The sequence below is a fragment of the Cyclobacteriaceae bacterium genome, from assembly GCA_013141055.1.
GTDB lineage: Bacteria > Bacteroidota > Bacteroidia > Cytophagales > Cyclobacteriaceae > ELB16-189.
Window position 1 is genome coordinate 428,161 of sequence record JABFRS010000002.1, and the last position, 23,898, is coordinate 452,058.

Annotated in this window: 25 protein-coding genes; 19 read left to right on the forward strand and 6 right to left on the reverse strand. The window is 43.6% G+C overall.

What is annotated here, in order from left to right; translation table 11 throughout:
• Positions 1-111 precede the first annotated feature (111 nt).
• The 4 genes from HOP08_16385 (at position 112) to HOP08_16400 (ending at position 5,847) form a co-directional block, all read left to right on the forward strand.
• Positions 112-522, forward strand: a complete 411-nt coding sequence (locus HOP08_16385) for a 6-carboxytetrahydropterin synthase (GenBank protein NOT76507.1) — start codon at positions 112-114, stop codon at positions 520-522.
• Positions 482-1,177 carry a GTP cyclohydrolase I FolE gene (gene folE / locus HOP08_16390; GenBank protein ID NOT76508.1) on the forward strand — a complete coding sequence of 232 codons (696 nt, stop codon included), beginning with the start codon at positions 482-484 and terminating at the stop codon, positions 1,175-1,177. The genes HOP08_16385 and folE overlap by 41 nt, the downstream gene beginning before the upstream one ends.
• Positions 1,178-1,291: 114 nt before the next feature.
• Positions 1,292-3,793 (forward strand): aconitate hydratase, encoded by a 2,502-nt coding sequence (locus tag HOP08_16395; GenBank protein ID NOT76509.1) that lies wholly within the window; start codon positions 1,292-1,294, stop codon positions 3,791-3,793.
• Positions 3,794-4,731: 938 nt separating this feature from the next.
• Entirely contained in the window at positions 4,732-5,847 is a 1,116-nt protein-coding gene (locus tag HOP08_16400) for a BamA/TamA family outer membrane protein (GenBank protein ID NOT76510.1), read from the forward strand.
• Here HOP08_16400 and HOP08_16405 read toward each other — a convergent pair.
• Both HOP08_16405 and HOP08_16410 read right to left on the reverse strand, forming a co-directional pair.
• The gene (locus HOP08_16405; GenBank protein ID NOT76511.1) at positions 5,844-6,401 is read right to left on the reverse strand and encodes a CoA pyrophosphatase; all 558 of its coding nucleotides are present in this window, start codon (positions 6,399-6,401) and stop codon (positions 5,844-5,846) included. The genes HOP08_16400 and HOP08_16405 overlap by 4 nt on opposite strands.
• A gap of 68 nt (positions 6,402-6,469) precedes the next feature.
• The gene (locus HOP08_16410) at positions 6,470-7,489 is read right to left on the reverse strand and encodes a tetratricopeptide repeat protein (GenBank protein ID NOT76512.1); all 1,020 of its coding nucleotides are present in this window, start codon (positions 7,487-7,489) and stop codon (positions 6,470-6,472) included.
• A gap of 369 nt (positions 7,490-7,858) precedes the next feature.
• On the opposite strand from HOP08_16410, the gene HOP08_16415 reads away from it, so the two are divergent.
• Genes HOP08_16415 through HOP08_16450 form a run of 8 tightly spaced genes read left to right on the forward strand, consistent with a single transcriptional unit; the run spans position 7,859 to position 14,809 of the window.
• Positions 7,859-8,719 carry an ATP phosphoribosyltransferase gene (locus tag HOP08_16415; protein ID NOT76513.1) on the forward strand — a complete coding sequence of 287 codons (861 nt, stop codon included), beginning with the start codon at positions 7,859-7,861 and terminating at the stop codon, positions 8,717-8,719.
• Position 8,720: 1 nt separating this feature from the next.
• The gene (gene hisD / locus HOP08_16420; GenBank protein NOT76514.1) at positions 8,721-10,004 is read left to right on the forward strand and encodes a histidinol dehydrogenase; all 1,284 of its coding nucleotides are present in this window, start codon (positions 8,721-8,723) and stop codon (positions 10,002-10,004) included.
• A complete protein-coding gene (gene hisC / locus HOP08_16425; GenBank protein ID NOT76515.1) occupies positions 10,001-11,041 on the forward strand; it encodes a histidinol-phosphate transaminase in 1,041 nt (346 codons plus the stop codon). The genes hisD and hisC overlap by 4 nt, the downstream gene beginning before the upstream one ends.
• Positions 11,038-12,159, forward strand: coding sequence for a bifunctional histidinol-phosphatase/imidazoleglycerol-phosphate dehydratase HisB (gene hisB, locus HOP08_16430; protein NOT76516.1), 1,122 nt, complete (start codon positions 11,038-11,040; stop codon positions 12,157-12,159). The genes hisC and hisB overlap by 4 nt, the downstream gene beginning before the upstream one ends.
• On the forward strand, positions 12,156-12,737 hold the full coding sequence (gene hisH / locus HOP08_16435) for an imidazole glycerol phosphate synthase subunit HisH (protein NOT76517.1): 582 nt from the start codon (positions 12,156-12,158) through the stop codon (positions 12,735-12,737). Before hisB ends, hisH begins: the two co-directional genes overlap by 4 nt.
• Position 12,738: 1 nt before the next feature.
• Positions 12,739-13,452 carry a 1-(5-phosphoribosyl)-5-[(5-phosphoribosylamino)methylideneamino]imidazole-4-carboxamide isomerase gene (gene hisA, locus HOP08_16440; GenBank protein NOT76518.1) on the forward strand — a complete coding sequence of 238 codons (714 nt, stop codon included), beginning with the start codon at positions 12,739-12,741 and terminating at the stop codon, positions 13,450-13,452.
• 1 nt (position 13,453) lies between these two features.
• Entirely contained in the window at positions 13,454-14,206 is a 753-nt protein-coding gene (hisF, locus tag HOP08_16445) for an imidazole glycerol phosphate synthase subunit HisF (protein NOT76519.1), read from the forward strand.
• A gap of 9 nt (positions 14,207-14,215) precedes the next feature.
• The gene (locus HOP08_16450; protein ID NOT76520.1) at positions 14,216-14,809 is read left to right on the forward strand and encodes a bifunctional phosphoribosyl-AMP cyclohydrolase/phosphoribosyl-ATP diphosphatase HisIE; all 594 of its coding nucleotides are present in this window, start codon (positions 14,216-14,218) and stop codon (positions 14,807-14,809) included.
• 32 nt (positions 14,810-14,841) lie between these two features.
• Here the strand turns inward: HOP08_16450 and HOP08_16455 are convergent, their stop codons facing one another.
• On the reverse strand, positions 14,842-16,320 hold the full coding sequence (locus HOP08_16455) for an NAD(P)/FAD-dependent oxidoreductase (protein NOT76521.1): 1,479 nt from the start codon (positions 16,318-16,320) through the stop codon (positions 14,842-14,844).
• 154 nt (positions 16,321-16,474) lie between these two features.
• On the opposite strand from HOP08_16455, the gene HOP08_16460 reads away from it, so the two are divergent.
• Entirely contained in the window at positions 16,475-17,071 is a 597-nt protein-coding gene (locus HOP08_16460) for a phosphatase PAP2 family protein (GenBank protein NOT76522.1), read from the forward strand.
• 17 nt (positions 17,072-17,088) lie between these two features.
• On the opposite strand, the gene HOP08_16465 is transcribed toward HOP08_16460, so the two are convergent.
• The 3 genes from HOP08_16465 to HOP08_16475 all read right to left on the reverse strand — a co-directional run bounded on the left by HOP08_16465 (position 17,089) and on the right by HOP08_16475 (position 20,159).
• Positions 17,089-17,583 carry a hypothetical protein gene (locus HOP08_16465; protein NOT76523.1) on the reverse strand — a complete coding sequence of 165 codons (495 nt, stop codon included), beginning with the start codon at positions 17,581-17,583 and terminating at the stop codon, positions 17,089-17,091.
• A gap of 236 nt (positions 17,584-17,819) precedes the next feature.
• Positions 17,820-18,407, reverse strand: a complete 588-nt coding sequence (locus HOP08_16470) for a riboflavin synthase (GenBank protein NOT76524.1) — start codon at positions 18,405-18,407, stop codon at positions 17,820-17,822.
• 66 nt (positions 18,408-18,473) lie between these two features.
• On the reverse strand, positions 18,474-20,159 hold the full coding sequence (locus HOP08_16475; GenBank protein NOT76525.1) for an amidohydrolase: 1,686 nt from the start codon (positions 20,157-20,159) through the stop codon (positions 18,474-18,476).
• 185 nt (positions 20,160-20,344) lie between these two features.
• Here HOP08_16475 and HOP08_16480 point away from each other — a divergent pair, with 185 nt between their 5' ends.
• The 6 genes from HOP08_16480 to HOP08_16505 all read left to right on the forward strand — a co-directional run bounded on the left by HOP08_16480 (position 20,345) and on the right by HOP08_16505 (position 23,883).
• Positions 20,345-20,920: a hypothetical protein gene (locus HOP08_16480; GenBank protein ID NOT76526.1), complete on the forward strand. Its 576-nt coding sequence runs from the start codon at positions 20,345-20,347 to the stop codon at positions 20,918-20,920.
• A 3-nt stretch (positions 20,921-20,923) separates the two neighbouring features.
• Positions 20,924-21,205 (forward strand): transcriptional regulator, encoded by a 282-nt coding sequence (locus HOP08_16485; GenBank protein ID NOT76527.1) that lies wholly within the window; start codon positions 20,924-20,926, stop codon positions 21,203-21,205.
• 45 nt (positions 21,206-21,250) lie between these two features.
• A complete protein-coding gene (locus HOP08_16490) occupies positions 21,251-21,445 on the forward strand; it encodes a hypothetical protein (GenBank protein NOT76528.1) in 195 nt (64 codons plus the stop codon).
• Between the two features lie 48 nt (positions 21,446-21,493).
• Positions 21,494-22,000 (forward strand): DUF2306 domain-containing protein, encoded by a 507-nt coding sequence (locus HOP08_16495; GenBank protein ID NOT76529.1) that lies wholly within the window; start codon positions 21,494-21,496, stop codon positions 21,998-22,000.
• Positions 22,001-22,062: 62 nt separating this feature from the next.
• On the forward strand, positions 22,063-22,956 hold the full coding sequence (locus HOP08_16500; protein ID NOT76530.1) for a DUF72 domain-containing protein: 894 nt from the start codon (positions 22,063-22,065) through the stop codon (positions 22,954-22,956).
• Positions 22,957-23,076: 120 nt separating this feature from the next.
• Positions 23,077-23,883 (forward strand): SDR family oxidoreductase, encoded by an 807-nt coding sequence (locus tag HOP08_16505; GenBank protein NOT76531.1) that lies wholly within the window; start codon positions 23,077-23,079, stop codon positions 23,881-23,883.
• The last annotated feature ends 15 nt before the right edge of the window (positions 23,884-23,898 follow it).

The following is a 23,898-nucleotide window of genomic DNA, read 5'->3' on the forward strand; positions in this document are numbered from 1 at the left end:
CACTATCGGAAAAGCACATTTTTGATCCCTTTTGCTGTTTCATACCATTTACGCAGATAAAAAGTAAGTTTGGGGCTGAACCATTCCGTTTATATTCTGTTTTTATTGAGAATGAAAGTAGCGATATCCAGGCAGGAACATTTCAACGCAGCACACAGGTTATACAATCCTGAATGGACGGATGAGAAGAATGATACTGTTTTTGGAAAATGTAACAATCCGAATTTCCATGGGCATAACTATGATCTCATTGTCACCCTCATTGGTGAACCTGACCCCGCTACCGGATATGTTTACGATCTGAAAATCCTCAGCGACCTTATTAAAGCCAATATTCTTGATCATTTTGATCACAAAAACCTTAATTTAGATACTCCCTATTTCAAAGCTTTGAATCCAACGGTGGAGAATATTGCGATTGTGATATGGCAGATTCTGCGAAAGCTGATTGATCCCAAATTTGAACTGAAAATTAAACTCTATGAGACAGAAAGAAATTTCGTTGAATATCCAGCCATTTGATGAAAATGATCAGGAAGATGATCACTCAGGGAGTTCCGTCAACACTCCCCTGCGTGAAGATGCATTCAAGCTGAGTGATGAGGAGAAGATTGAGAAGATAGAAGGTCACATTCGTGAGATCATGACTACGCTCGGCCTTGATCTTACCGACGACAGTCTTAGCGGCACACCCAAGCGCGTTGCCAAGATGTATGTAAAGGAAGTATTCAGCGGATTGAATCCAAAGAACAGACCTCAGATCAAATTATTTGATAACAAGTATAACTATGATCAGATGCTGGTGGAGAAAGAAATTACTTTCTACTCCCATTGTGAGCATCACCTTGTACCAATTTACGGCAGAGCACACGTTGCATATTTCTCATCCGGAAAAGTGATCGGACTCTCCAAGATCAATCGCATCGTTCAGTATTTCGCAAAGCGTCCACAGGTTCAGGAACGATTAACCGTTCAGATTGGTAAGGAGCTTGAAAGAATCTTGCACACTGACAGCGTGGGCGTTGTAATGGATGCAAATCATATGTGCGTTGCTATGCGCGGCGTTGGAGATACCAACAGTAAAACCGGTAGCGCCTATTTCTCAGGCAAGTTCAAGGATGAAAACATCAAGCGTGAATTCCTGAATTTCATCAATAGCCCGCAACCACATTTATAATCTATTTAGAACCATTCAAAACACCAATAACAGGCCCGATAAGGGCCTTTTTTGTTTTGAATCATGGTAAAAGGTGTGGTACATTAGCGGTTCTAACCCTGAAAAACGAATTATATGATATTCGACTTAGACATGATCAAGGCCTTCTACGACGCGATGCCAGGCCGCATTGCCGCAGCAAGAAAAGTCGTAGGAAAACCCCTTACTCTTTCTGAAAAGATCCTTTACTCCCACTTGCATTCGTCTCAGAACATCCAGGCTTTCGGACGAGGTAAATCATATGTTGACTTCGCACCAGACCGTGTTGCGATGCAGGATGCAACGGCTCAGATGGCGTTGCTTCAGTTCATGTCAGGTGGTATTCCAAAAGTTCTGGTGCCTTCAACAGTTCATTGCGATCACCTTGTGCTTGCAAAGAATGGTGCGAAGCAGGACTTAGCAGAGTCTATCACTGCAAGCGGTGAAGTGTTCAGCTTTCTTGAATCCGTTTCAAATAAATATGGCATTGGTTTCTGGAAACCAGGTGCCGGTATCATTCATCAGGTGGTAATTGAAAACTATGGCTTCCCGGGTGGTATGATGATCGGTACTGACTCTCATACAGTTAATGCCGGTGGAATAGGCATGCTTGCAATTGGTGTGGGTGGTGCTGATGCAGTGGATGTTATGTCAGGGATGGCATGGGAACTAAAATGGCCAAAGCTTATCGGTATTAAGTTGACTGGTAAACTGAGTGGCTGGACTTCTTCAAAAGATGTGATCTTAAAAGTCGCTGGTATCCTTACTGTAAAAGGTGGAACCGGCGCTATTGTTGAATATTTTGGTGATGGTGCAAAGTCTTTATCCTGTACAGGTAAAGGAACTATCTGTAACATGGGTGCAGAGATCGGAGCGACAACTTCTACTTTCGGTTATGATGAGAAAATGGCCCAGTACCTGAGAGGAACTGATCGCGCTGAAGTTGCAAAACTTGCGGATAAAGTAAAAGAACATTTAACAGGCGATCCTGAAGTTTATAAAACTCCTGAAAAGTATTTTGATGAGGTGTATGAGATTGATCTTACAACGCTCGAGCCTCATGTTAATGGTCCCTTCACTCCTGACCGTGCGATCCCTATCTCAAAGTTTGCTGATGAAGTTCGCAGCAATGGATGGCCGCAGGTATTGGAAGTTGGTCTTATCGGATCTTGTACCAATTCTTCTTATGAAGATATTTCCCGCTCTGCATCTCTTGCCAAGCAGGCAGTAGATAAAAGACTGAAGGCGAAAGCTGAATTCACCATCACTCCTGGTTCTGAAAAGGTTCGCTACACGGTTGATCGTGATGGCTATCTTGAAATCTTTGGAAAGATGGGTGGTGTTGTCATGGCAAATGCCTGCGGACCTTGTATCGGTCAGTGGTCACGCCATACCAATGATCCCAACAGAAGAAACTCCATCATCACTTCCTTTAACCGGAACTTTGCAAAGAGAAATGATGGCAATCCGAATACACACGCATTTGTAGCGTCTCCGGAAATTACAACAGCATTTGCCATTGCCGGTGACCTTACATTCAATCCATTGAAAGACACCCTTCTCAATGAAGATGGTGTGGCAGTTAAGCTTGATGAACCAAAGGGCGTTGAATTCCCTCCTAAGGGATTTGATGTAAAGGATCCGGGCTTCATCGCTCCTGCGAAAGACGGCAGAGGGGTTGTAGTAAGGATCGATCCTAAATCAAAACGTCTCCAGGCATTGAGTCCATTCGCAGCGTGGGATGGAAAGAACTGGACAGGATTAAAGCTCCTGATCAAGGCTAAAGGAAAATGTACAACAGATCATATTTCAATGGCCGGTCCATGGCTTCGTTTCCGCGGACACCTTGATAACATCTCTGACAATACACTTACGGGTGCAACCAACTTCTTTAACGATAAGACCGATAGCGTCAAGAATCAGCTGACGGGTCAGTATGGTCCGGTACCTGCAACACAGCGTGCCTACAAAGCGGCTGGCATCTCTTCTATTGTTGTTGGAGATCAGAACTACGGTGAAGGTTCATCACGCGAGCACGCAGCAATGCAGCCTCGACATCTTGGAATGAAGGTAATACTGGTGAAGTCATTCGCACGTATTCATGAAACCAATCTGAAGAAACAGGGAATGCTGGCGATCACGTTCTCCAATGAAGCAGATTACGATAAGTTCCAGGAAGATGATACTGTAGACTTCCCGGATTTGACATCTTTCGCACCTGAAAGACAACTTACATTAGTGTTGAATCATAAGGACGGCAGCAAGGATACTATTAAAGTTAACCACACTTACAATGCAAGTCAGATCGGTTGGTTTAAGGCCGGTTCTGCTTTGAACCTGATGGCTAAGCAGATCGCTGCCAACAAGGCTGAAGCAGCCAGGACTCCTGTTGCATCGAAGCCAAAGGCAAAAAAGAAAGTGTCTGTGGCAAAGAAAGCCGGAGCTACTATCAAGAAGGTGGTGAAGGCTGCGAAGAAAGCTTTCAAGAAGATCGCAGGCAAGAAGGCTAAAGCGAAAAAGGTAGTAAAGAAGGCGAAGAAGGTTGTGAAGAAAGCTGCTAAGAAGTCGATTAAGAAAGCGGCGAAGAAGAAGAAATAAGTTGATATAACTTTTGGAATGGAAAGGGCTCTTGATGAAGGAGCCCTTTTTCTTTAGAGAAAGGATCACGGACCATCATAAGCGTTGCTTCCGACGTGCGAATACACAACAACAATCTCGCCCCCTTCAGGGCTTAAATACACGTTTGCATAGCAAACCCTGGCCTAAGGCCAGGGCTAATAAATCTCAGCCCTTCAGGCCTTAGAAATACAAAGGGTCTTGTTCTAAAGCCTTTTTCACCTCATTTTAAGGTCTTCCCATCCATCCCTTCTTCAACTATTTCCCTCCAAAAACCTCTTTTCACCCTCCATTCCCCGTTTTTTGTTCTCTTATTCAAATTTGCATTCTCTTTTTACCCCATTTTCTTCGTTTTTAGCCCAATTTGAGGGTTTTTGGGGGTGTTTCTCGAACGTTCCTCGGACGTTCCTCGTACTTTTCAGCTACCATTGCGTGCTTTCTCTGATGATTCTCTGATTCGTCTCTGATGTTTCCCCTATAAAAACGCTGCTTTCTCTGATAAACCTCTGATTCGTCTCTGATCGATCCCCTATAAAACAGTGCTTTTCCCCATCTATTCCCTTATTCTTCTCTGATTCGCCTCTGATTACTCTCTGTTGTTTCTCTGATCCATGTCGGATCACTCTCTGATTCATCTCGGTTGCCTCTCCTATCCCTCCCTGATCCATGCCGGATCCTTCCCAGTCTCTACTCAGAGTCTACTCAGATCCTACCCAGTCTCTATTCAGATTCTACTCAGTGTCTGTCCTGACCATGCCCTGATCATAGCTTCAAATGGCTAAATTTACCGTCAGCTGGCATAGTTTTTTTAATCTAATCATACTCTTTAACCTTAATCCCAGGCTTGCCTGACACGCGTACTCCCGTATTCATTCCTTTTGATAATATGTTTTGCGACATGCTTAGAGTGCGTGGGACAGATGAATCGTGTCAACAGACGTCACCCTCAAAAAGATCTGATCGAAATCCTCGTCAAGGCATTGAAGATCAATATCAAACCCAAACCACCCGATCGTAAAAGAATTTCATTCTCTATCATTCCTGTTTCTTCCACTACTTCAGGTGGTGATCAGATATTAGTTTCCTCTATCAACGCTGCGTTTACATTTGGTCACATTGACTCGACCAACATATCAAGTGTCTACTTCCTGCCCTATACCGACCTTGTCGAAAACTTCGGCTTTGGAACGAAGATCAATCTCTGGACTTCCAAAAACAATTGGAACATCCCGGTAGAATTCCGCATCAGCAGCTTAACTCAATACAGCTATGGTCTTGGCAGTTCAACTGAAAAGAAAGATCAATTCAGATTGAAGTATAACAACGTAAGATTCTATGGAACTGCTAACAGAAGAATCAAAGGTTATCTGTACGCAGGACTTGGAATTAACTACGACCGGTATTATAAAGTAAGTGACTCGGGAGACTCTACTGCCTTCGACAGGCATGGCTCCGGAACAGATGAAACATCTTTCTCCACCGGTATCACCATCAATGCCCTGTACGATGATAGAAAGAACTCTATCAATCCGGATCACGGACATTACATCAACTTTATTTATCGCGTCAATCCACCCTACCTCGCCAATCAAAGCCGATGGAGCACCGCCTATCTTGACTACAGGGAATACAAATCTCTCAGCGACACAAAGAGAAAGATCATTGCTATATGGGCATTCTATTGGGGATCGTTTGGAGATGTTCCTTATTTCAATTTACCGGGAACACAACTTGAGTTCGGTCAACGATCCGGTCGCGGATTTTCCCAATCACGGTTCAGAGGAAAACACATGCTCTACCTGGAAGCGGAATATCGTTTTGATATTTCAAAGAATGGATTGCTGGGAGCCGTTCTATTCGCCAATGTCCAGTCGCTATCGGAAGCAGACAACGAACAGTTCTCACAAGTCAATCCCGCCGGTGGTTTCGGTGCACGTGTAAAATTCAATAAACAATCCAATACGAATCTTACCCTCGACTTTGGATTCGGGAATGAGTCGTTTACGTTTACGATTGGTCTCGGAGAGTTTTTCTAAAGAGATAATTCACGAAGGACACTTCTGAATTCACTCAGCATCATCGCCGTTGCACCCCACACTATTTCGTCTTCCACCAGAAAATGCGGAGCCTCCATACGGAATGTTTTTGCCACAAGTATCTCCTTTGTGAGCACCGCATTGTCTTTGATCAATTCATCAACACTCCCCTTCAGTATGCCGGCCACTTCGAAAGGATCGGGAACGAATTTGGGATCTGAACGATAGAATCCTATCACAGGCGTGACTATAAAATTACTGGGGATCACGAAGAACTGACTCAACATTCCAATCAGTTCAACTTTCGTTGGATCAATACCTATCTCTTCCTGCGCTTCCCGAAAGGCAGTCTGTTCAGAAGTTTCATCGCCTTCTGCTTTACCACCCGGAAGACTTATTTGTCCACTGTGCGTACCCGCATACTCAGCACGCTTCGTTAAAGGGAAATAAAGCTTTCCATTCTCTTCATATAATAATATGAGGACTGCGCCAGGCTTGGGAGGCAACTTATGAGTAAAGTTGGGACGAACATCTCCCAAAGAAACAGCGCGCATGGGTTCATGTGCTTCTGCTCCGGGCAAAGGTTTCTTAAGTCGTTCTGATAGCTGTGTGAGTAAACGATCTACTTGCATGCTCTGAACAGTTCGGCAGGTATCATCTTATCTCCTGCTTTTTCTGAAAGATTAAATTGCTCACAGGCTTCTTTCTTCTGATTGTTCTTCCAGTAAGCCATTCCCAGGTAGTAATGGATCTTATCAATGAACGAATCCATTTTGTTACTCTGTTCCAGCAATCTTACTGCATTGGAATAGTCACCTGTAAGATACCGGTAGATGCCTTTGTTGCGATAAGCCCAGCCATTGTCGGGATCCAGCAATATACTTCTGTCAATCTCGACCAGTGCCTCCGGTAATTTATTCTGCATTAAAAGTATGTAACCACGATTGTTAATGAAGTATGGCTGATCCGGAGAAAGTCTGATGGCATCATTGACCAGTATCATGGCATCGTTAAGATTTCCCCTGCTGATCTCAATCATGGATAATGTATTGTAGATGTTAGGTTCTTTTGAATTGAGACGAATTGCTTTCTGAAGGTCCTGCTTTGCTTCTTCAAACCTTGACAAATAGTAATTTACAGTACCATGGTTGACGAGATAATCAACATTTGCAGTATCCAGACTCATCGCTTTTTCAAAAGAGATCAGCGCACCATTAAAGTCTCTCATTTTTGTTTCAACGAGTCCTTTCATAAAATACGCTACGGCAGTGTCAGGCCTGGTAGCAATTATTTTCTCTATGTCTTTCCGGGCATTGAAGTATTCATTCAATTCATAAAAGGTATTGGCACGGTTAAAGTATGCCTCCAGATATTCAGGATTACATGAGATGGCTTTATTATAGAATGGCAAAGCTTCGTCCCAGCGATTCGCCTGAAAGTGAAGCGTTCCCAGATTGTTGAGGGCAGGAACATAACAAGGGTCGACCAGGATAGCCTCATTGAAATAGTAGAGTGCCTGATCGGTGCTGTGTTCTTTCAGGGAAAGGTTTCCTTTCAGAAGGAACTTTTGAAGACGGAGCTCTTTGTTATCCGAGCAACCCAATAAGATGACGACAAAAAATACCAGCGAGCCTGCTCTCATTTACCTAATTTCTATTTCCGAAGCGCTGAATACCAGTTTTGATTTAAAGTCCTGAATTCAGATGAAGCAAAGTTAAAGATTTGAATGGTCTTTTGATGACTGCTATGACGGGCCAGACACGGGCGAAATCGAATTCGGGTGCCAAACCGGATTTTTTCTCCAAAATTGGTTTGTTTATTCTCAAAACCGTCCTTTCTTTGCATCCATCATGAGAAAAACACAAAACATCCATCTGCACCACCATCATGCATTAGCATGTTGATTGGCAGGTTTATGTTTTGAAAAAATACAAAGCATATTAAAAGGCTTGCCACGCGGCAGGCCTTTTTTTATTTATCAGATCATAATCAGAAAGTAATTTTAACGTGTATGAAAGAGTTGTTGAGAATAGCGATACAGAAATCAGGAAGGCTGCAAGAGGGATCCCTGGAACTTCTTAAAGAAAGTGGATTATCTATCAGTAATGGAAGAGATCAGTTAAAAACACAGGCAAGGAATTTTCCCGTAGAGATCCTCTTTCTCCGCGATGATGATATCCCTCAATACATTGAAGACAACATAGCGGATGTTGGCATTGTAGGTGAAAACGTCTATGCGGAAAAGCAAAAGAACAATACACTGATCAAGCGTCTTGATTTTGCCAAATGCCGGTTATCCATTGCCGTGCCCCGCGCAGAAAACTACACCGGCATCTCCTGGCTCGCAGGCAAAAATATTGCAACCTCCTACCCTAATATTGTACAACAGTTTCTCGACAAGAATAAAATCAAGGCCGGCATTCATGAGATCAGCGGATCGGTAGAGATCGCTCCCGGGATTGGTCTTGCAGATGCCATCTTCGATATCGTTAGTACTGGCAGCACATTGTTGAGCAACGGACTTCGTGAAGTCGAAGTCGTAATGCAATCTGAAGCAGTGATGATCGCCGGTCCAAAGTTAACTACCGAAAAGCAGGGAATTCTTGATCAGCTTCTTTTCAGAATTGAAGCAGTGAACTCCGCCAAGAGCAACAAGTACATCCTTCTGAATTGTCCGAATGAAGCCATTGAAAAGATAACGTCACTGATCCCCGGAATGAAAAGTCCGACGATCATGCCTCTTACCAGAACCGGATGGTCTTCTCTTCACTCTGTTGTAAATGAGAATGACTTCTGGGAAAAGATTGGTCAGCTTAAATCATTCGGAGCAGAAGGCATTCTGGTCATCCCTATCGAAAAAATGATTGCCTGAAATGAAAGTATTAAACAATCCTTCACCCGACACCTGGTCTGACCTGATCAAAAGACCACAGCTGGAGCTTGAGTTTCTGGAAAGCTCAGTAAGGAACACACTTAAGCGCGTGAAGCTTTCCGGTGACCAGGCACTCTACGAACTGACACAACAATACGATGGTGTTAAGCTGGATGATTTAAAAGTTTCCGGAAAGGAAATCGATCATGCGATCAATACTCTTGACAAATCAATTAAGGAAGCGATTGGCATAGCCACCAATAATATAAGAGCATTTCATAATGCACAGAAAAGAGATGTCCTGAAAGTCGAGACGATGCCGGGTGTCAGCTGCTGGAGGAAATCTGTTCCCATTCAGAAGATAGGAATCTATATCCCTGGAGGTTCGGCTCCGCTATTCTCTACTGTTCTTATGCTGGGCATACCTGCATCGATTGCCGGATGTGAAGAGATCATACTTTGCACTCCACCCAATAAAGATGGAAGTGTCAATGCAGCGATCCTTTATGCAGCATCCATTGCAGGCATCAAGAAAATATTTAAAGTCGGAGGTGCACAGGCCATTGCCGCGATGGCATACGGAACACAAAGCATCCCTCCTGTTTATAAGATTTTCGGACCTGGCAATCAGTATGTCACCAAAGCAAAGCAGATGATCAGTCAGGAAGGTGTTGCGATCGACATGCCTGCCGGACCTTCTGAAGTAATGGTGATCGTTGATGAAACGGCGGATGCATCTTTTGTAGCAGCAGACTTGCTTTCACAGGCAGAGCATGGTGCCGACAGTCAGGTGGTGCTGGTTGCACTGGATGAATCAAAGGCCAAAGCGATTCAAACTGAAATCGACCGTCAGGTGAATCTATTACCCCGAAAGGAAATCGCTTTGCAGTCACTTCAGAATAGTCTTACCGTCATCTTTTCAGACTCTGAAGCAGCGATGAAGTTTGCTAATGAATATGCTCCGGAGCACCTCATCCTCAACACCAAAGATTGCGACGCACTTTCTGAAAAAGTCATCAATGCAGGTTCGGTGTTTTTAGGACCTTATTCTCCTGAGGCTATCGGCGACTATGCTTCAGGAACAAATCATACGCTTCCCACCAATGGATTTGCGAAAGCATACAGTGGCGTTTCGCTTGAGAGTTTTACGAAAATGATCACCTATCAGAAGTTATCTTCAGAAGGATTGAAAAATCTTGGACCCTCAGTTGAGATAATGGCTGAAGCAGAACAACTCGACGCACACAAGCAGGCAGTATCAATTCGTTTAAAGAAATTAAAATGAAAGAAATTGATATTCAATCCCTCGCAAGAGAAAATATAAAGCGCCTCAAGCCTTACTCCTCTGCACGTGATGACTTTGAAGGAACTGCTTCCGTATTTCTGGATGCAAATGAAAATCCATTTCCAACAGACTTCAACAGATATCCTGATCCGCATCAGAAGGAGTTGAAGAAAGAGATTGCGCGTCTTAAGAATGTGAAGCCGGAGCAGATATTCCTGGGCAATGGAAGTGATGAGGCAATTGATCTGTTCTTCAGAGTTTTCTGTGAGCCGGGAAAAGATTCTGTGCTGGCTCCTCAACCAACCTATGGAATGTACACGGTCAGTGCAGAGATCAATAATATTAAGATCATCTCTGCTCAGCTCACTCCTGCTTTTCAGCTGGATACCGATAGCTTGTTGAAGTCTGTCCAACCCGATACCAAACTGATTTTTATCTGCAGTCCCAATAACCCTTCTGCCAATCTTATAAATCCAAAAGATATTGAGGTCATTCTGAACAACTTCAAAGGAATTGTCATTATCGATGAGGCGTATATCGACTTTTCAGAATCACCAAGCTGGACTACACGGATTTCTGAATTTAAGAACCTTGCCATCCTGCAAACATTCTCAAAGGCCTGGGGATTGGCAGGGTTGCGGGTTGGGATGTGCTTTGCCAATGAAGAGATCATCAGGTTGCTCAACAAAATAAAACCTCCCTACAACATCAATGCGTTCTCCCAGTCAGAAACATTGCGATGCATTACTTCCCGCAAGGAAGGTCAGATAAAGATGGTGACTGAAATAAAAACCTCTCGGGAAGAACTGAAGAAACAACTCGGCACAATCAAATCTGTTAAGAAAATATTTCCTTCCGACGCCAATTTCTTGCTGGTGGAAGTGGACGATGCCAGAAGCATGTATTCCAAATTAATTGACAAAGGGATTGTTGTCAGGGATCGCTCCAACGTGATCCTGTGTGACAACTGTCTTAGAATAACTGTCGGAACAAAAGAAGAAAACAAACAACTGACCCAAGCAATATCGCTACTATGAAGAAAGTCCTATTTATTGATCGTGACGGAACCCTGATCACTGAACCATCCGACGAGCAGATTGACAGTCTTGAGAAACTTGAATATTATCCCCTGGTTTTTTCAGGATTAGGAAAGATAGCCCGTACCGGAAATTACGAGATGGTAATGGTGACCAATCAGGATGGACTTGGAACTTCCAGCTTCCCTGAAGAAACATTCTGGCCGGCTCATAACAAGATGCTGAAGACGTTTGAGAATGAAGGAATAAGATTCAGCAAGATCTTTGTGGATAAGTCGTATGCGAATGAAAATCTTCCTACCCGTAAGCCAGGCACCGGAATGCTTACAGAATTCTTTTCTTCAGAATATGATCTTGCCAACTCATTCGTGATCGGTGACCGGATCACTGACGTTGAAATGGCAAAGAATCTTGGATCAAAAGCGATCCTTATTGGATCTACTGACAAGAGGGCTGAGCTTGAAAGTAAAGGACTTAATTCATATTGTTCATTGATCACATCATCATGGGATGAGATCAGTAATTTCTTATCAGATACTCCGTCAAGAACAGCTTCGTTTCATCGCAAGACAAAAGAGACCGATATTTCAATCGAACTCAATCTTGATGGTACAGGAAAATCAGATTTGAAAACAGGGCTTGGTTTTTTTGATCACATGCTGGATCAATTGGCACGTCACGGACATCTGGATCTTTCTGTTACGGTGGCAGGCGACCTTAATATTGACGAACATCACACCATTGAAGATACTGCCCTTGCTCTGGGAGAAACATTCCTGAAGGCGCTGGGTGATAAAAGAGGAATTGAACGCTATGGCTTCTGTCTTCCGATGGATGATGTATTGGCTCAGGTCGCGCTCGACTTTGGTGGTCGTCCGTGGCTGGAATGGGATGCTGAGTTCAACCGTGAGAAGATCGGAGATGTTCCAACGGAAATGTTCTTTCATTTCTTCAAGTCATTCTCTGATACAGCCAAGTGTAATCTGAATATAAGAGCAGAAGGAAAGATAGAGCATCATAAGATCGAGGCGATCTTCAAGGCTTTCGCAAAAGCGATCAAAATGGCAGTGAAGCAGGATGGCACAGGATTACTGCCTACTACAAAAGGCGTCTTATGAAAATTGCAGTGATCAAATATAATGCGGGCAATATCCGATCTGTTTCCTTTGCGCTGGAACGGTTGAATGTTGATTTTATCGTTACTGATTCTCATGAAGAAATCAGGTCTGCTGATAAAGTGATCTTCCCCGGAGTCGGAGAAGCCAGCAGCACCATGCGTTACCTTAAGAACATAAAGCTTGATGCAGTTATTAAGGATCTTAGACAGCCGACGCTCGGAATCTGCCTTGGTATGCAGCTGATGTGCAGGCATTCAGAAGAAAACAATACCGATTGTCTTGGCATCTTTGATGAAAATGTAAAGTTGTTCAGGAGTGAGACGCTGAAAATCCCCCATATGGGTTGGAATTCTCTTGAGAAAGTCAGCGGCTGGCTGGATACATCTCTTGAAAAGAAATTCGCTTACTTTGTTCACAGTTATTACGTACCCTCAAATACATTTACGGTTGCTGAGACGAATTATGAGTTACCCTTCAGTGCAGCATTAAGAAAAGATAATTTTTATGCAGTTCAGTTTCATCCGGAAAAATCATCGGATACGGGCGTAGTGGTCTTGCAGAACTTTTTAAATTCCTGAAATGAAAATCATTCCTGCGATCGATATTATTGACGGTAAGTGTGTGCGGCTTACCCAGGGTGACTACGGTAAGATGAAAGTCTACCGTGAAAATCCTGTAGAAGTAGCCAAAGAATTTGAAGATGCCGACCTGGAATATCTGCACCTCGTGGATCTTGACGGTGCGAAGAAGGGCAAAGTGATCAACTGGCGAATCATTGAATCCATCCAGGCAGAGACAGCGCTTAAAGTTGATTTTGGCGGTGGTGTCAAGACAGAAGAAGAAGTTGAGACGTTGCTGGATATGGGAATTGAACAGATCAACATCGGCAGTCTTGCGGTAAAGCAACCGGATGTATTCAGAGGATTCATTAAGAAGTTCGGCAGTGAGAATTTTATTCTGAGTGCCGATGTACGAAATGAACAGATTCAATATACCGGCTGGACTGAATCTACCGGCATTACGATCTATGACCTTGTCTCCCAGTTTGAGAAGGATGGTTTGAAGTATGTTACCTGCACCGACATCAATACAGACGGGATGATGCAAGGTCCGAACTTTGGAATTTATAAAAAGCTTAAGAAGAGGTTTCCTGAATTAAAGATCAACGCCAGCGGGGGCATCACATCGGTGAGTGATCTTCAGGAATTGAAATACATAAAAGTGGCAGGCGCCATTGTAGGGAAAGCTATCTATGAAGGAAAGATCAGGATTGCTGATTTAAACAAGATCTGAGGTGCTGACAAAAAGAATAATTCCCTGCCTCGATATCAAGAATGGCCGCACGGTAAAGGGCACCAACTTTATTAATCTCAGAGATGCAGGAGATCCTGTAGAGCTCGGTTCTTTGTATGCGAAACAGGGCGCGGATGAACTGGTGTTCCTGGACATCAGCGCAACGCTGGAGGAGCGCAAGACATTTGCATCATTGGTAAAAGAAATTGCACGTCATATTAATATACCGTTCACGGTGGGTGGTGGTATCAGCTCTGTTGCTGATGTTGCTCCCCTGCTCGATGCCGGTGCAGATAAAGTCAGCATCAATTCTGCCGCCATTAAAAATCCTGATCTCATTGACGCTCTTGCAAAAGAATTCGGATCACAGTTTCTTGTTCTCGCCGTTGATGCCAGAAAGATCATCAATCAATGGATAGTTCATTCCCATGGCGGAACTCAGGCGACGGAGAAGAAACTTTTTTCATGGTCGAAGGAAGGACAGAATCGTGGAGCAGGAGAAATTCTCTTTACGAGCATGGATCACGACGGAACCAAATCAGGATTTGCCATTGACCCGCTCTCCAAGTTGAATCAATTGCTAAGCATTCCTGTCATTGCTTCCGGCGGTGCTGGCAGAAAAGAGGATTTTCTGGAAGTCTTTTCTGAAGGCCGTGCCGATGCAGCGCTTGCCGCAAGTGTTTTTCATTTTAATGAGATTCCTGTTCCCGAGCTAAAAAATTATCTGAGACAAAATTCAATACCCATTCGTTAATTCAACTTTATGCAACTCGATTTCAAAAAGCTAAACGGGCTCATTCCCTGCATTGTTCAGGATACCGATACCGACAAGGTACTGATGCTTGGATTTATGAATGAAGAAGCCCTGGCGAAAACAAAGCTGGAGAAAAAAGTCACATTCTTCAGTCGCACCAAGCAAAGACTCTGGACGAAAGGTGAATCTTCAGGGAATTTTCTGATGGTCACAGATATTTTAAATGACTGCGACAATGACACGCTGCTGATAAAGGCAAAGCCAAAGGGACCTGCCTGTCACACCGGGGCAGATACATGTTTTGATGAGAAGAATAAAAAGGACGGGCTGGGCTTCCTGGAAGATGTCATTCAGGATAGAAAGCGAAATCCCAAGCCGGGATCCTATACCAACAAACTGATGGACTCAGGGATCAATAAAGTTGCTCAGAAAGTCGGAGAAGAAGCAGTGGAACTGGTGATCGAAGCAAAGGATAATAACCGCGAGAGGTTTCTCGACGAAGCTGCCGACCTTATGTTTCACTATCTGATTTTGCTGGCTCAGAAGAACACATCACTCGGAGATGTAGTAAAAGTCCTGAAGAAGAGACACGAGTCGAAGTAATAGTCTTACTTACAACCCGCGTCCCGTAAATATCAGAAGGAAATATTCTCGTATTGCTTGTTCACAAATCTTCTGCAGGAGAGGCGTCCCTGAAGTGCAACGGGCTTGAGTAAAGATTTTCCCATCAGCATCCGGACGCATTCCTGGATACCTTCTGTAATAGAAGGATGAGGATGCACACACTCTGCCAGTTCTTCAATGCCCTTGTTCATGGATATTAATACAGCTACTGCCTGAATTGCACTCGATGCATTGTTTCCAACAACACGCATTCCAAGGATCTTCATGTCGTTGTCATTCGTAACCAGAAGCTTGATAAATCCCTGCGTATTTCTTTTAGCGATGGCTCTTGGTATCGTGCTGTATTCAAGGGTCACGACTTTATATTCAATACCTTTTTCTTTTGCCTGCGTTTCATTCAATCCCACTCCTGCTACTTCCGGATTGAGGAACATGATGGTGCTGATATTTTCATACACGAGCTTGCGCTCAGGATTTCCAAACATGTGCTCTACCGCATAACGGCCTTCAAGCTCGCCTACATTAACAAGAGAGATATCTGCGGTAAGGTCTCCAACTGCGTAAATAGTTGGTATAGTAGTCTGTGTATCGTTATTCTCGATCCCGCGCTTGGACATATTGATTCCAACCTTGTCATCCCAAAGGTCTTCCAGGTTGGGAACACGTCCTACAGACACCAGTGCTTTTTCAACGTTGAATGTCTGATGAGACCCGTCCGTATATTCCAATTCGTATTCTACCCTTCCATTGACAATGGTCATTTTTACCAATCGTGAGTTACGATGAATAAGAACACCATTGTTCTCCATATTTCTCTCGATGATCTTTACAGCATCTTCATCTTCCATAGGAAGAATACGATCGCCCTTATCGATCAGGTGAACTTTTGTTTTACCAAAGCCGCTGAAGATCGTTGCATACTCGCAACCGATTACCCCGGCTCCGACGATCACCATGCTTTCAGGAAAATCACTCATGCCTTCAATGCCTTCGCTGGTCATGACGATCTTCTCATCAATGGGAAGTTCCGGTAAGTAACGCGGTCTACTGCCTGTTGCCATGATGATGAAGTCAGCCTGAACTTTCTCTTTATGAGCTCCGGAGGTTATTTCTATTTCATTGGGAGCCGTAATGTGTGCTTCACCTTTCTTGAAATCCAGCAGATGATTTGATTGATTTCTCAGAAACGTCATTTGCTCTTCCAGCAATCCCTTTCGTTCTTCTACTGCTTTCTGAACTTCAGCATGAACTTCAGCATACCCAACAGAAGGAGTTGGAATATTATAACGCTGAAGACTTTTACGGAATGCGGAAACCTCACGTGAGAGTTCCCACCATGTCTTGGAAGACAATGCGCCGTTAGTGACGCCCGCTCCTCCTACCCGATTTTTCTCAATCAGGAGAGTCTTCTTTTTGAAGTCAAGCGCACGCATCGCTGCGGCATAGCCGGAAGGTCCGGCGCCAATCACTACCAGGTCATAGTGTTCCATAGATACAAAGCCAATTTAGAAGGCTAAATATAATTACGTCAGAGGCATTCACATAATTTATTTTGACACCGGTTCAGTTATTACAAAGAGCTGAGCGGATAAAGGCAAGACTGCGCAACGCTGTGCAACAATCTTCTTTTATTAACTTTACCCCATGCTTGAACAGATCAAAGAGTGGGATCAGCAATTGCTTCTCTTCCTCAATCAATTTCATACCGATTGGCTGGATCCTGTCGTATTGCTTGTTACACGCACGGATTTCTGGCTACCTCTTTATGCATTCCTTATCTTTCTGATCTTCAAGAATTATAAAAAGGAAGGATGGCTGGTTCTGGTCGGTGTTGCTGTAACAATTTTATTGGCAGACAGGATTACCGCAGGAGTAATGAAACCATACTTCCACCGATTACGCCCTTCGAATGAACCAGGACTTCAGGGCATTCTCCATCTGGTTGATAATTATCGTGGCGGACTTTACGGATTTGCATCCAGTCATGCGGCAAATACTACAGGCGTTGCTCTGTTTTGCTTTCTATTGTTCAGAGATAAGTACAAATGGATCGGACTTCTTTTCCTTTGGGCATTCGTCATGACGTACACAAGAATTTATCTTGGAGTTCATTATCCGGGAGACATTATTACGGGAGCTGCTGTCGGTCTGCTGAGCGGATATGCAGGGTATCATTCTTACCGGTGGCTGACAACTAAAGTGCAAAAAAAATCTCCTGTTCCGGAAGGAAAGGAGATTTGATTTTGTGTGAGGCAATTCTATTTGCCGAAGAGCTTTCCAAAGATATTTCCAATATTCCCCATCGCTCCTTTTGGAGCTTCCATCATCATGCCGGTAATGTCCAGACTGTTGTTGCCTGTCATGCTGCGCATCATCTGCTGAAGATCAAAGTCAATATCGCGTGGATCGTTTGCTTTCTTGATGATTTGATTCATAACTGACGGAACCAAAGTATTTGCTACCGACTGCGCTGCCTGTGCGGAGATTCCAAAACGGGAGGCGAGACTTGCGGTGATGGAAGTTACCATCGTGCTTACCAGTGGATTGCTGGTCAGATTACGACCACCGCCACTTTGAAACAGAGAGATAATTTGTTGCATATTTCCTTGCGCAACCTGTCCCTTTAAGTTACTGATTATCTGAGTACTTACCTCTTTAATTGCAGCCTGATTAAACTGATCAGGAATTGCTTTGTTAGCAATGATATCCTGTTGAGAGTTTTCTTCTACGAGTTTAAGGAGTTGTTCTAGCATTGAATTATTTTATTTCCTGTTAAGTTCAAAGAACACAAATCATGCCCAAAAGATTTCTGCAAAGTGGGGTATTTTATTACATCCGAATTGATTCCAAAAATGAGAATGAAATCAGGATCGGACATACCCATTAGTGGGTAGATTTTACTCGCGTAAAGTTAGAGGGAAGTATAGAAATTGTAACAAGAGTGCAACAAATGTCACAGAGTGTGCAACAGGATTACTGAAAGAAAACTTCAACCCTGACCAAGCAATCGTTTGATGTACTTTCCAACGATATCAAACTCGAGATTCACATGATCCCCCACTTTGAGCTGATGAAAATTGGTGTGCTCATAGGTATAGGGAATGATTGCAACTGAAAATGTACCGACTCCGGAATTAAAACACGTCAGACTTACACCATTTACACAAACAGAACCTTTCTCTACGGTAACATTTCCGGCAGAGGGGCTATAAGTGAACCTGTAAAGCCAGCTTCCGTTTTCATCTTTGATGGATTCTACTTTTCCTGTCTGGTCTACATGCCCCTGCACGATGTGACCATCAAACCTGCCGTTGTTCAGCATGGATCGTTCAAGGTTCACAAGACTTCCGGCTTTTAAATCACCAAGATTTGATTTTAGTAAAGTCTCCTGAATAGCTGTCACCCAATAGCTGCCGGGTTCAAGCTTTGTGATGGTGAGGCAAACTCCATTATGAGAAATACTCTGATCTACTTTGAACTCATGACTGATGCTGCTGGAGAAAAGAAAGTGACGGTTGGTTCCCTCCTCTTCAATCTTCTCAACACGCGAAAGAGATTCAATAATTCCTGTGAACATGGGGCAAATGTAAAAAAAGCCTTTGGCTTTTGACCAAAGGCTTTGAGAACGATTTATTATAAAGGACTATTTCTTCTCAGCAGGAAGTTTGGATACTGCTTCCTTCTGATCAGGTCTCACTGTTGGATAAACTATCCCCAACTGATCGAGATAAGTCTTGAATTTCGCCGGGTTGTAGTAAGTGGCTTTCAGCTTGGGAGCATACTCAGACATGATCTTCTGATTCAGATAGATTGCCGGATTATCCTTTTCACCGATCAAAGGAGTGTATTGAATCTCCTTGGTCTGTTCTGTTTTATAATATGCCCAGGCATTCTTTAATATCTCCGGCTTCAGCAGCATGTCCAGCAAGGTCATGACTTCAGCTTTCGCTCCATAAACAATTCCCTTATGTGCAATCGGTGTTGCCATGGATATCGCGTTGCTCCAGTGATGTCCTGGAAGGCCTGGAATATTGGATGGATATCTTAACACTACTGTTGGCAATGACCAGCTGATGTCTGCAATATCATCAGAGCCTCCACCCATCGCCATCAGATCACGACCCATTACTTTAACTGTACCCACTGGCATTGGCAATCCGATTGTATCAAGCTTGGTCGCAAGGCCTTCAATCTTTGGAGCTTTTAATTCTATCTGCGAAGCTTTCGCTAACAGCTGATCATCGGCGGTCCAGGTTGGTAATCCAACCTTCTTGATATTCTCATACATGACCTCTGCGATCGGCCTGTTGAAATGACCCGGCCACGCAGATCCAAGAATCTCATAAGTGAACTTGGTGTCCGTCATGAGTGCAGCACCTTCTGCAGTCTTGATGCCTTTATCAAAAAGAGTTTTGATGGCGGGATAAGTTCTTTCACGGAAGTAATACCATACTGCTGCTTTAGAAGGAACGACATTGGGTTGATCACCACCGTCGGGAATAACATAATGTGAACGTTGCGTCAGTTCAAGGTGCTCGCGACGGAAGTTCCATCCGATGTTCATAAGCTCAACAGCATCCAGCGCACTCCTTCCCCGCCATGGAGCGCCGGCAGCATGAGCGGCCTGGCCTTCAAAGTTAAACCGGACAGAAACCAATCCATTATAACCGGCATCACCGTACGACACGCCAAGATTACTTCCAACATGCGTGAAGATACAGGCATCCACATCTTTGAAATATCCGGCACGAACGTAATAAGCTTTTGTACCCACCACTTCTTCTGCTACACCAGGCCATAGCATTAAGGTTCCGGGAATCTTCTCCCTTTCCATGATCTTCTTCAATGCAAGTGCAGAGATAATATTCAATGCCTGACCTGAATTATGTCCTTCCCCATGACCGGGTGCTCCGTCAACAATAGGATCATGATAGGCAACGCCTGGTTTCTGTGATGCTTTGGGAATACAATCAATGTCTGAACCCAGTGCGATCACAGGTTTGCCACTTCCCCATGTTGCGATCCAGGCAGTAGGAATTCCTGCCACTCCTTTTTGAATTTTGAATCCATTCTTTTCAAGAAGATTGGTGAGATAGGTGAATGATTCATACTCCTGAAATCCAAGTTCAGAAAAACTGAACAGCATGTCATTGATCTGCTGACCGAGCACAGCATTCTTCTCTACCTCAAGTGCAGCATCTGCTTTGAGTTTTTCAATCTGACGTACTTCTGTCTGTGCAAAAGATAAGGTTGTGAGGAAAAGACCAAGAATGACACATAGGGCCTTCCTGATTCGAAAACGGTAAAAGTGATTTTGGGTATTCTTCATGGGTGGCGGGTTTAGGGCCAGAAGGTATGATTCTTTAAATATAAAGTCAAAAAGCTCTTCTATGAATGGTTTAAAAGGGTTTTGAAAGATTTTGGTTTATTTTATAAACTATTTTACATTTGTGTCGTTAATGCATCAAGGGGGTCCTCAAAAGCCGTTTCATTCTTTAAAATCCTCAATCTTTTATGAACTCTGCAAAAGAAAATTTAACGCCTCAGGAAAGTCTGGCGGTCATCACATCGATGATTGCGCAGGCAAAAGGAAACGCAGAAAAGAACAGCTTTCATTTTCTGTTATGGGGATGGACGATTTTGATTGCTAACCTGGGTGTTTATGCATTGCTCAGGTTCACAACAGTTGAGAATCCCTATCTTTTCTGGGCGATCACGATTCCTGCTTCTGTTGTATCTGCGATCGTTGGCGCACGGCAGGAGAAAGCATCTCTTACTTCTACTCATCTCGACACCATTAATAAATGGATCTGGATCAGTTATGGAATTGCTGTCTTCACACTGGTTGCCTTTGGAAAAAGTATCAACTTTCAGATCAATCCGGTTGTCATCACCTTAACTGCCGTGCCAACTTTTGTAACAGGTGTCATTCTCCGGTTTACTCCATTGAAATTAGGAGGACTTGCATTCTGGATCTTAGGGATGATAACTTTTCTTGTTCCTAAGGAATATCAATATCTGATCGCCGCGCTTGCCATTGCTTTGGGTTATCTGGTTCCAGGTTATATGTTGAAGGCACGCAAAGGTTAAGGTATGCTGAAAGATCTGGATCCCTTACTCCACTCCCAGCTAAGACTGGGAATTATGTCCCTGCTGATAAGTCTTGACTCTGCAGAATTTACTTTCCTTAAAGAAAAGACAAACTCCACCGCAGGAAATCTCAGCGTTCAGATCGATAAGCTATCGGAAGCAGGATACATTGAAGTCATCAAATCATTCAAAGGAAAAAAACCTTTGACCACCTGCAAGATCACTAAAAAAGGAATCAAGGCTTTTGAGCAATATGTTGAAGTTCTGAAGCAATACATCAAGTAATATTTTTTTACCCTTATGGTTTACATTATAAACTTGTTTAGCAAAATGAAAGAGAGCCGTATCGTGCGCCTGATGCTGGGATTGATTGCTGCGGTTGTCATCATCGCTTTGATTGTTCTGGACTTCAAAGACAAGAAGCCTTCAGCATTCGGGTCATCCGACATTATCACCATTCAAAAGCACGCAAGGCACTTAAGCAGTGTTGCTATTTCAGTCTTTCATGCAATGAAAAATAATTAATGATCACTACGAAAAGTAAACTCCTCCTACCCTTCTAAAACCATCATCATGCACAATTTAGTCTCAAGTCCAATCGGATTCATTCATCTCCTCAGCGCACTCGTCGCCATTGTACTTGGCACTATGGTAATGACCATGAGGAAAGGAACGCGCACTCACAGAAGACTCGGATATTCATATGTGATCGCAATGCTCATATTGAATATAACGGCTCTTATGATCTACCGGCTCTTTGGAAGATTCGGACCTTTCCATGTAGCCAGTGTGCTCAGTCTCCTGACATTATTAATGGGTATCATTCCTGCTTTGATCCGCAAGCCCAAGAACACCTGGCTGTGGTATCACATGGCCGGAATGTATTACTCAACCATTGGTTTGTATTCCGCGTTTGTTTCTGAAGTAGCGGTCCGGATCCCCGGGGCTCCTTTCTTTGCTGTAGTTACGATCTCCACTGTCGTCATCTTTATAATTGCCGTCTGGTGGTTTCAAAGGCAATCGAAAAAATGGTACCTGTCTATTTATCTTGATCCCGCTCCCGAAAAACAGAAAAAATAATCCGGGCTAAATGGATTAATCCATATTTTTAAACTGCTGCAAGCGGCTTAAAAGTTTGAACTATGGATTTTGGAAAAGTAGAATCAGAAAACCTGGATGAAATAGATTTCAAACTTCCTCCTGATGCTCCCGGCACAAAGGAGCTTCTCGAAAAGCAGAAGCCTAAAAAGACTCCTTCCAATATTCTGGTTGGCTGTGCAAAGTGGGGACGCAAAGACTGGGTTGGAAAAATCTATCCTGAAAAAACAAAAGAAGCCGACTTCCTTGTTCACTACGCACAGAATTTTACATGCATAGAACTCAATGCAACATTCTACCGGATGCCAACAGAGGCACAGGTCACCGGATGGAAAAACAAAGTCGGAAAAGGATTTAAATTCTGTCCAAAGTTTGTGGATCAGATCAGTCACTTCAAACGGCTCAAAGATGCTGAAGAAGTAACGAATCAATTTCTTAAAGGTGTTTCTGCTTTTGGAGATAACCTTGGACCCATCTTTCTTCAATTGCCTCCCAACTTTCCTCCGAAGAATTTTGACGTCCTGGAAAAGTATCTCGCCTTCCTTCCAAAAGATATCGATGTCTTTGTTGAACTAAGAAGTCCGAAGTGGTTTGAGACCAAAGAAGAGTCGGAAAGAGTCTTTGACATGTTTGAAAAATATAAGAAAGGTGCTGTGATCACGGACGCTTCCGGAAGACGGGACTGTGTTCACATGAGACTCACCACACCAGAAGCATTTCTTCGCTTTGTTGGCAATGGCCTCCATCCTACTGATTACACAAGGTGCGACGACTGGATAGCGAGGATCAAAAGCTGGATGGATCAGAAGATCGATACCGTCTACTTCTTTATGCATCAGCATGAGGAGCTTCATTCTCCTGAACTCTGCAAATACGTTGTAGAAAAAATGAACAAGAAACTGGGCACCGATATCCCTGTACCCAGGTTCGTTCAGTAATGCCAGTGGGATCGGGAATCATACGTAATCCATCGTATTATTCAAATGGGTCTTTAGGACTTTAGCGAACTTTTCCTTAACCTTAATTTTCATTAACCCACATCCCTAAAATTCAAAATCATGGCAGATAAAAAATTGAGCGGACAAACCGCTTTGGTCACTGGAGCCAATTCCGGCATCGGTGAAGGCGTCGCCCTTTCTTTGGGAGAAGCTGGTGCAAACGTTGTCGTCAACTATGTCTCAAAACCAGAGACAGCTCAGGCCGTTGTCGACAAGATAAAATCCTTTGGAAGCAAAGCGGTTGCAATAAAAGCTGATGTCAGCAATGAAGCTGAAGTCATCAGCATGTTCAAGCAAGCCATTAAGGAATTTGGCACAATTGACATCCTGGTAAACAACGCGGGATTGCAAAAAGATGCAAAGTTTGAGGAGATGACATTAGAGCAATGGAATATTGTCATGAATGTTAATCTAACGGGTCAATTTCTCTGCGCCCGTGAAGCCATAAAAGAATTTTTAAGAAGAGGTCCGGTACCGTCAGTATCCAGAGCAACGGGCAAGATCATTTGTATGAGTTCTGTTCACGAGCTTATACCATGGGCAGGCCACGTTAACTACGCCTCTTCGAAGGGTGCGATAAAGATGTTCATGCAAAGTCTGGCTCAGGAGTACGGTGATCGCCAGATACGCGTCAATAGCATTTGTCCTGGAGCAATCCAGACTCCGATCAATACACCTGCATGGAGCACTCCTGCAGCACTGAATAGTCTGATGTCATTAATTCCATACAACCGCATAGGAGTTCCAAAAGACATAGGAAATCTGGCGGTCTTCCTCGCCTCTGACGATAGTGATTACATTACTGGCGCCAGTATCTTCATTGATGGAGGTATGACCGTGTTTGAAGGATTTGCAGAAGGAGGATGATCTCATCCATAAGTC

Bases quoted from the DNA above. Each gene is read 5' to 3' on its own strand.
- HOP08_16505 (NOT76531.1), top strand. From the start codon at position 23,077: ATGGCAGATAAAAAATTGAGCGGACAAACCGCTTTGGTCACTGGAGCC.
- HOP08_16500 (NOT76530.1), top strand. From the start codon at position 22,063: ATGGATTTTGGAAAAGTAGAATCAGAAAACCTGGATGAAATAGATTTC.
- HOP08_16470 (NOT76524.1), bottom strand. From the start codon at position 18,407: ATGTTCACAGGAATTATTGAATCTCTTTCGCGTGTTGAGAAGATTGAA.
- folE (NOT76508.1), top strand. From the start codon at position 482: ATGAGACAGAAAGAAATTTCGTTGAATATCCAGCCATTTGATGAAAAT.
- HOP08_16495 (NOT76529.1), top strand. From the start codon at position 21,494: ATGCACAATTTAGTCTCAAGTCCAATCGGATTCATTCATCTCCTCAGC.
- HOP08_16480 (NOT76526.1), top strand. From the start codon at position 20,345: ATGAACTCTGCAAAAGAAAATTTAACGCCTCAGGAAAGTCTGGCGGTC.
- HOP08_16475 (NOT76525.1), bottom strand. From the start codon at position 20,159: ATGAAGAATACCCAAAATCACTTTTACCGTTTTCGAATCAGGAAGGCC.
- HOP08_16400 (NOT76510.1), top strand. From the start codon at position 4,732: ATGAATCGTGTCAACAGACGTCACCCTCAAAAAGATCTGATCGAAATC.
- HOP08_16450 (NOT76520.1), top strand. From the start codon at position 14,216: ATGCAACTCGATTTCAAAAAGCTAAACGGGCTCATTCCCTGCATTGTT.
- HOP08_16460 (NOT76522.1), top strand. From the start codon at position 16,475: ATGCTTGAACAGATCAAAGAGTGGGATCAGCAATTGCTTCTCTTCCTC.
- hisC (NOT76515.1), top strand. From the start codon at position 10,001: ATGAAAGAAATTGATATTCAATCCCTCGCAAGAGAAAATATAAAGCGC.
- hisD (NOT76514.1), top strand. From the start codon at position 8,721: ATGAAAGTATTAAACAATCCTTCACCCGACACCTGGTCTGACCTGATC.
- HOP08_16415 (NOT76513.1), top strand. From the start codon at position 7,859: ATGAAAGAGTTGTTGAGAATAGCGATACAGAAATCAGGAAGGCTGCAA.
- HOP08_16465 (NOT76523.1), bottom strand. From the start codon at position 17,583: ATGCTAGAACAACTCCTTAAACTCGTAGAAGAAAACTCTCAACAGGAT.
- HOP08_16490 (NOT76528.1), top strand. From the start codon at position 21,251: ATGAAAGAGAGCCGTATCGTGCGCCTGATGCTGGGATTGATTGCTGCG.
- hisB (NOT76516.1), top strand. From the start codon at position 11,038: ATGAAGAAAGTCCTATTTATTGATCGTGACGGAACCCTGATCACTGAA.
- HOP08_16395 (NOT76509.1), top strand. From the start codon at position 1,292: ATGATATTCGACTTAGACATGATCAAGGCCTTCTACGACGCGATGCCA.
- HOP08_16405 (NOT76511.1), bottom strand. From the start codon at position 6,401: ATGCGCGCTGTTTCTTTGGGAGATGTTCGTCCCAACTTTACTCATAAG.
- hisH (NOT76517.1), top strand. From the start codon at position 12,156: ATGAAAATTGCAGTGATCAAATATAATGCGGGCAATATCCGATCTGTT.
- HOP08_16385 (NOT76507.1), top strand. From the start codon at position 112: ATGAAAGTAGCGATATCCAGGCAGGAACATTTCAACGCAGCACACAGG.
- HOP08_16485 (NOT76527.1), top strand. From the start codon at position 20,924: ATGCTGAAAGATCTGGATCCCTTACTCCACTCCCAGCTAAGACTGGGA.
- hisA (NOT76518.1), top strand. From the start codon at position 12,739: ATGAAAATCATTCCTGCGATCGATATTATTGACGGTAAGTGTGTGCGG.
- HOP08_16410 (NOT76512.1), bottom strand. From the start codon at position 7,489: ATGAGAGCAGGCTCGCTGGTATTTTTTGTCGTCATCTTATTGGGTTGC.
- HOP08_16455 (NOT76521.1), bottom strand. From the start codon at position 16,320: ATGGAACACTATGACCTGGTAGTGATTGGCGCCGGACCTTCCGGCTAT.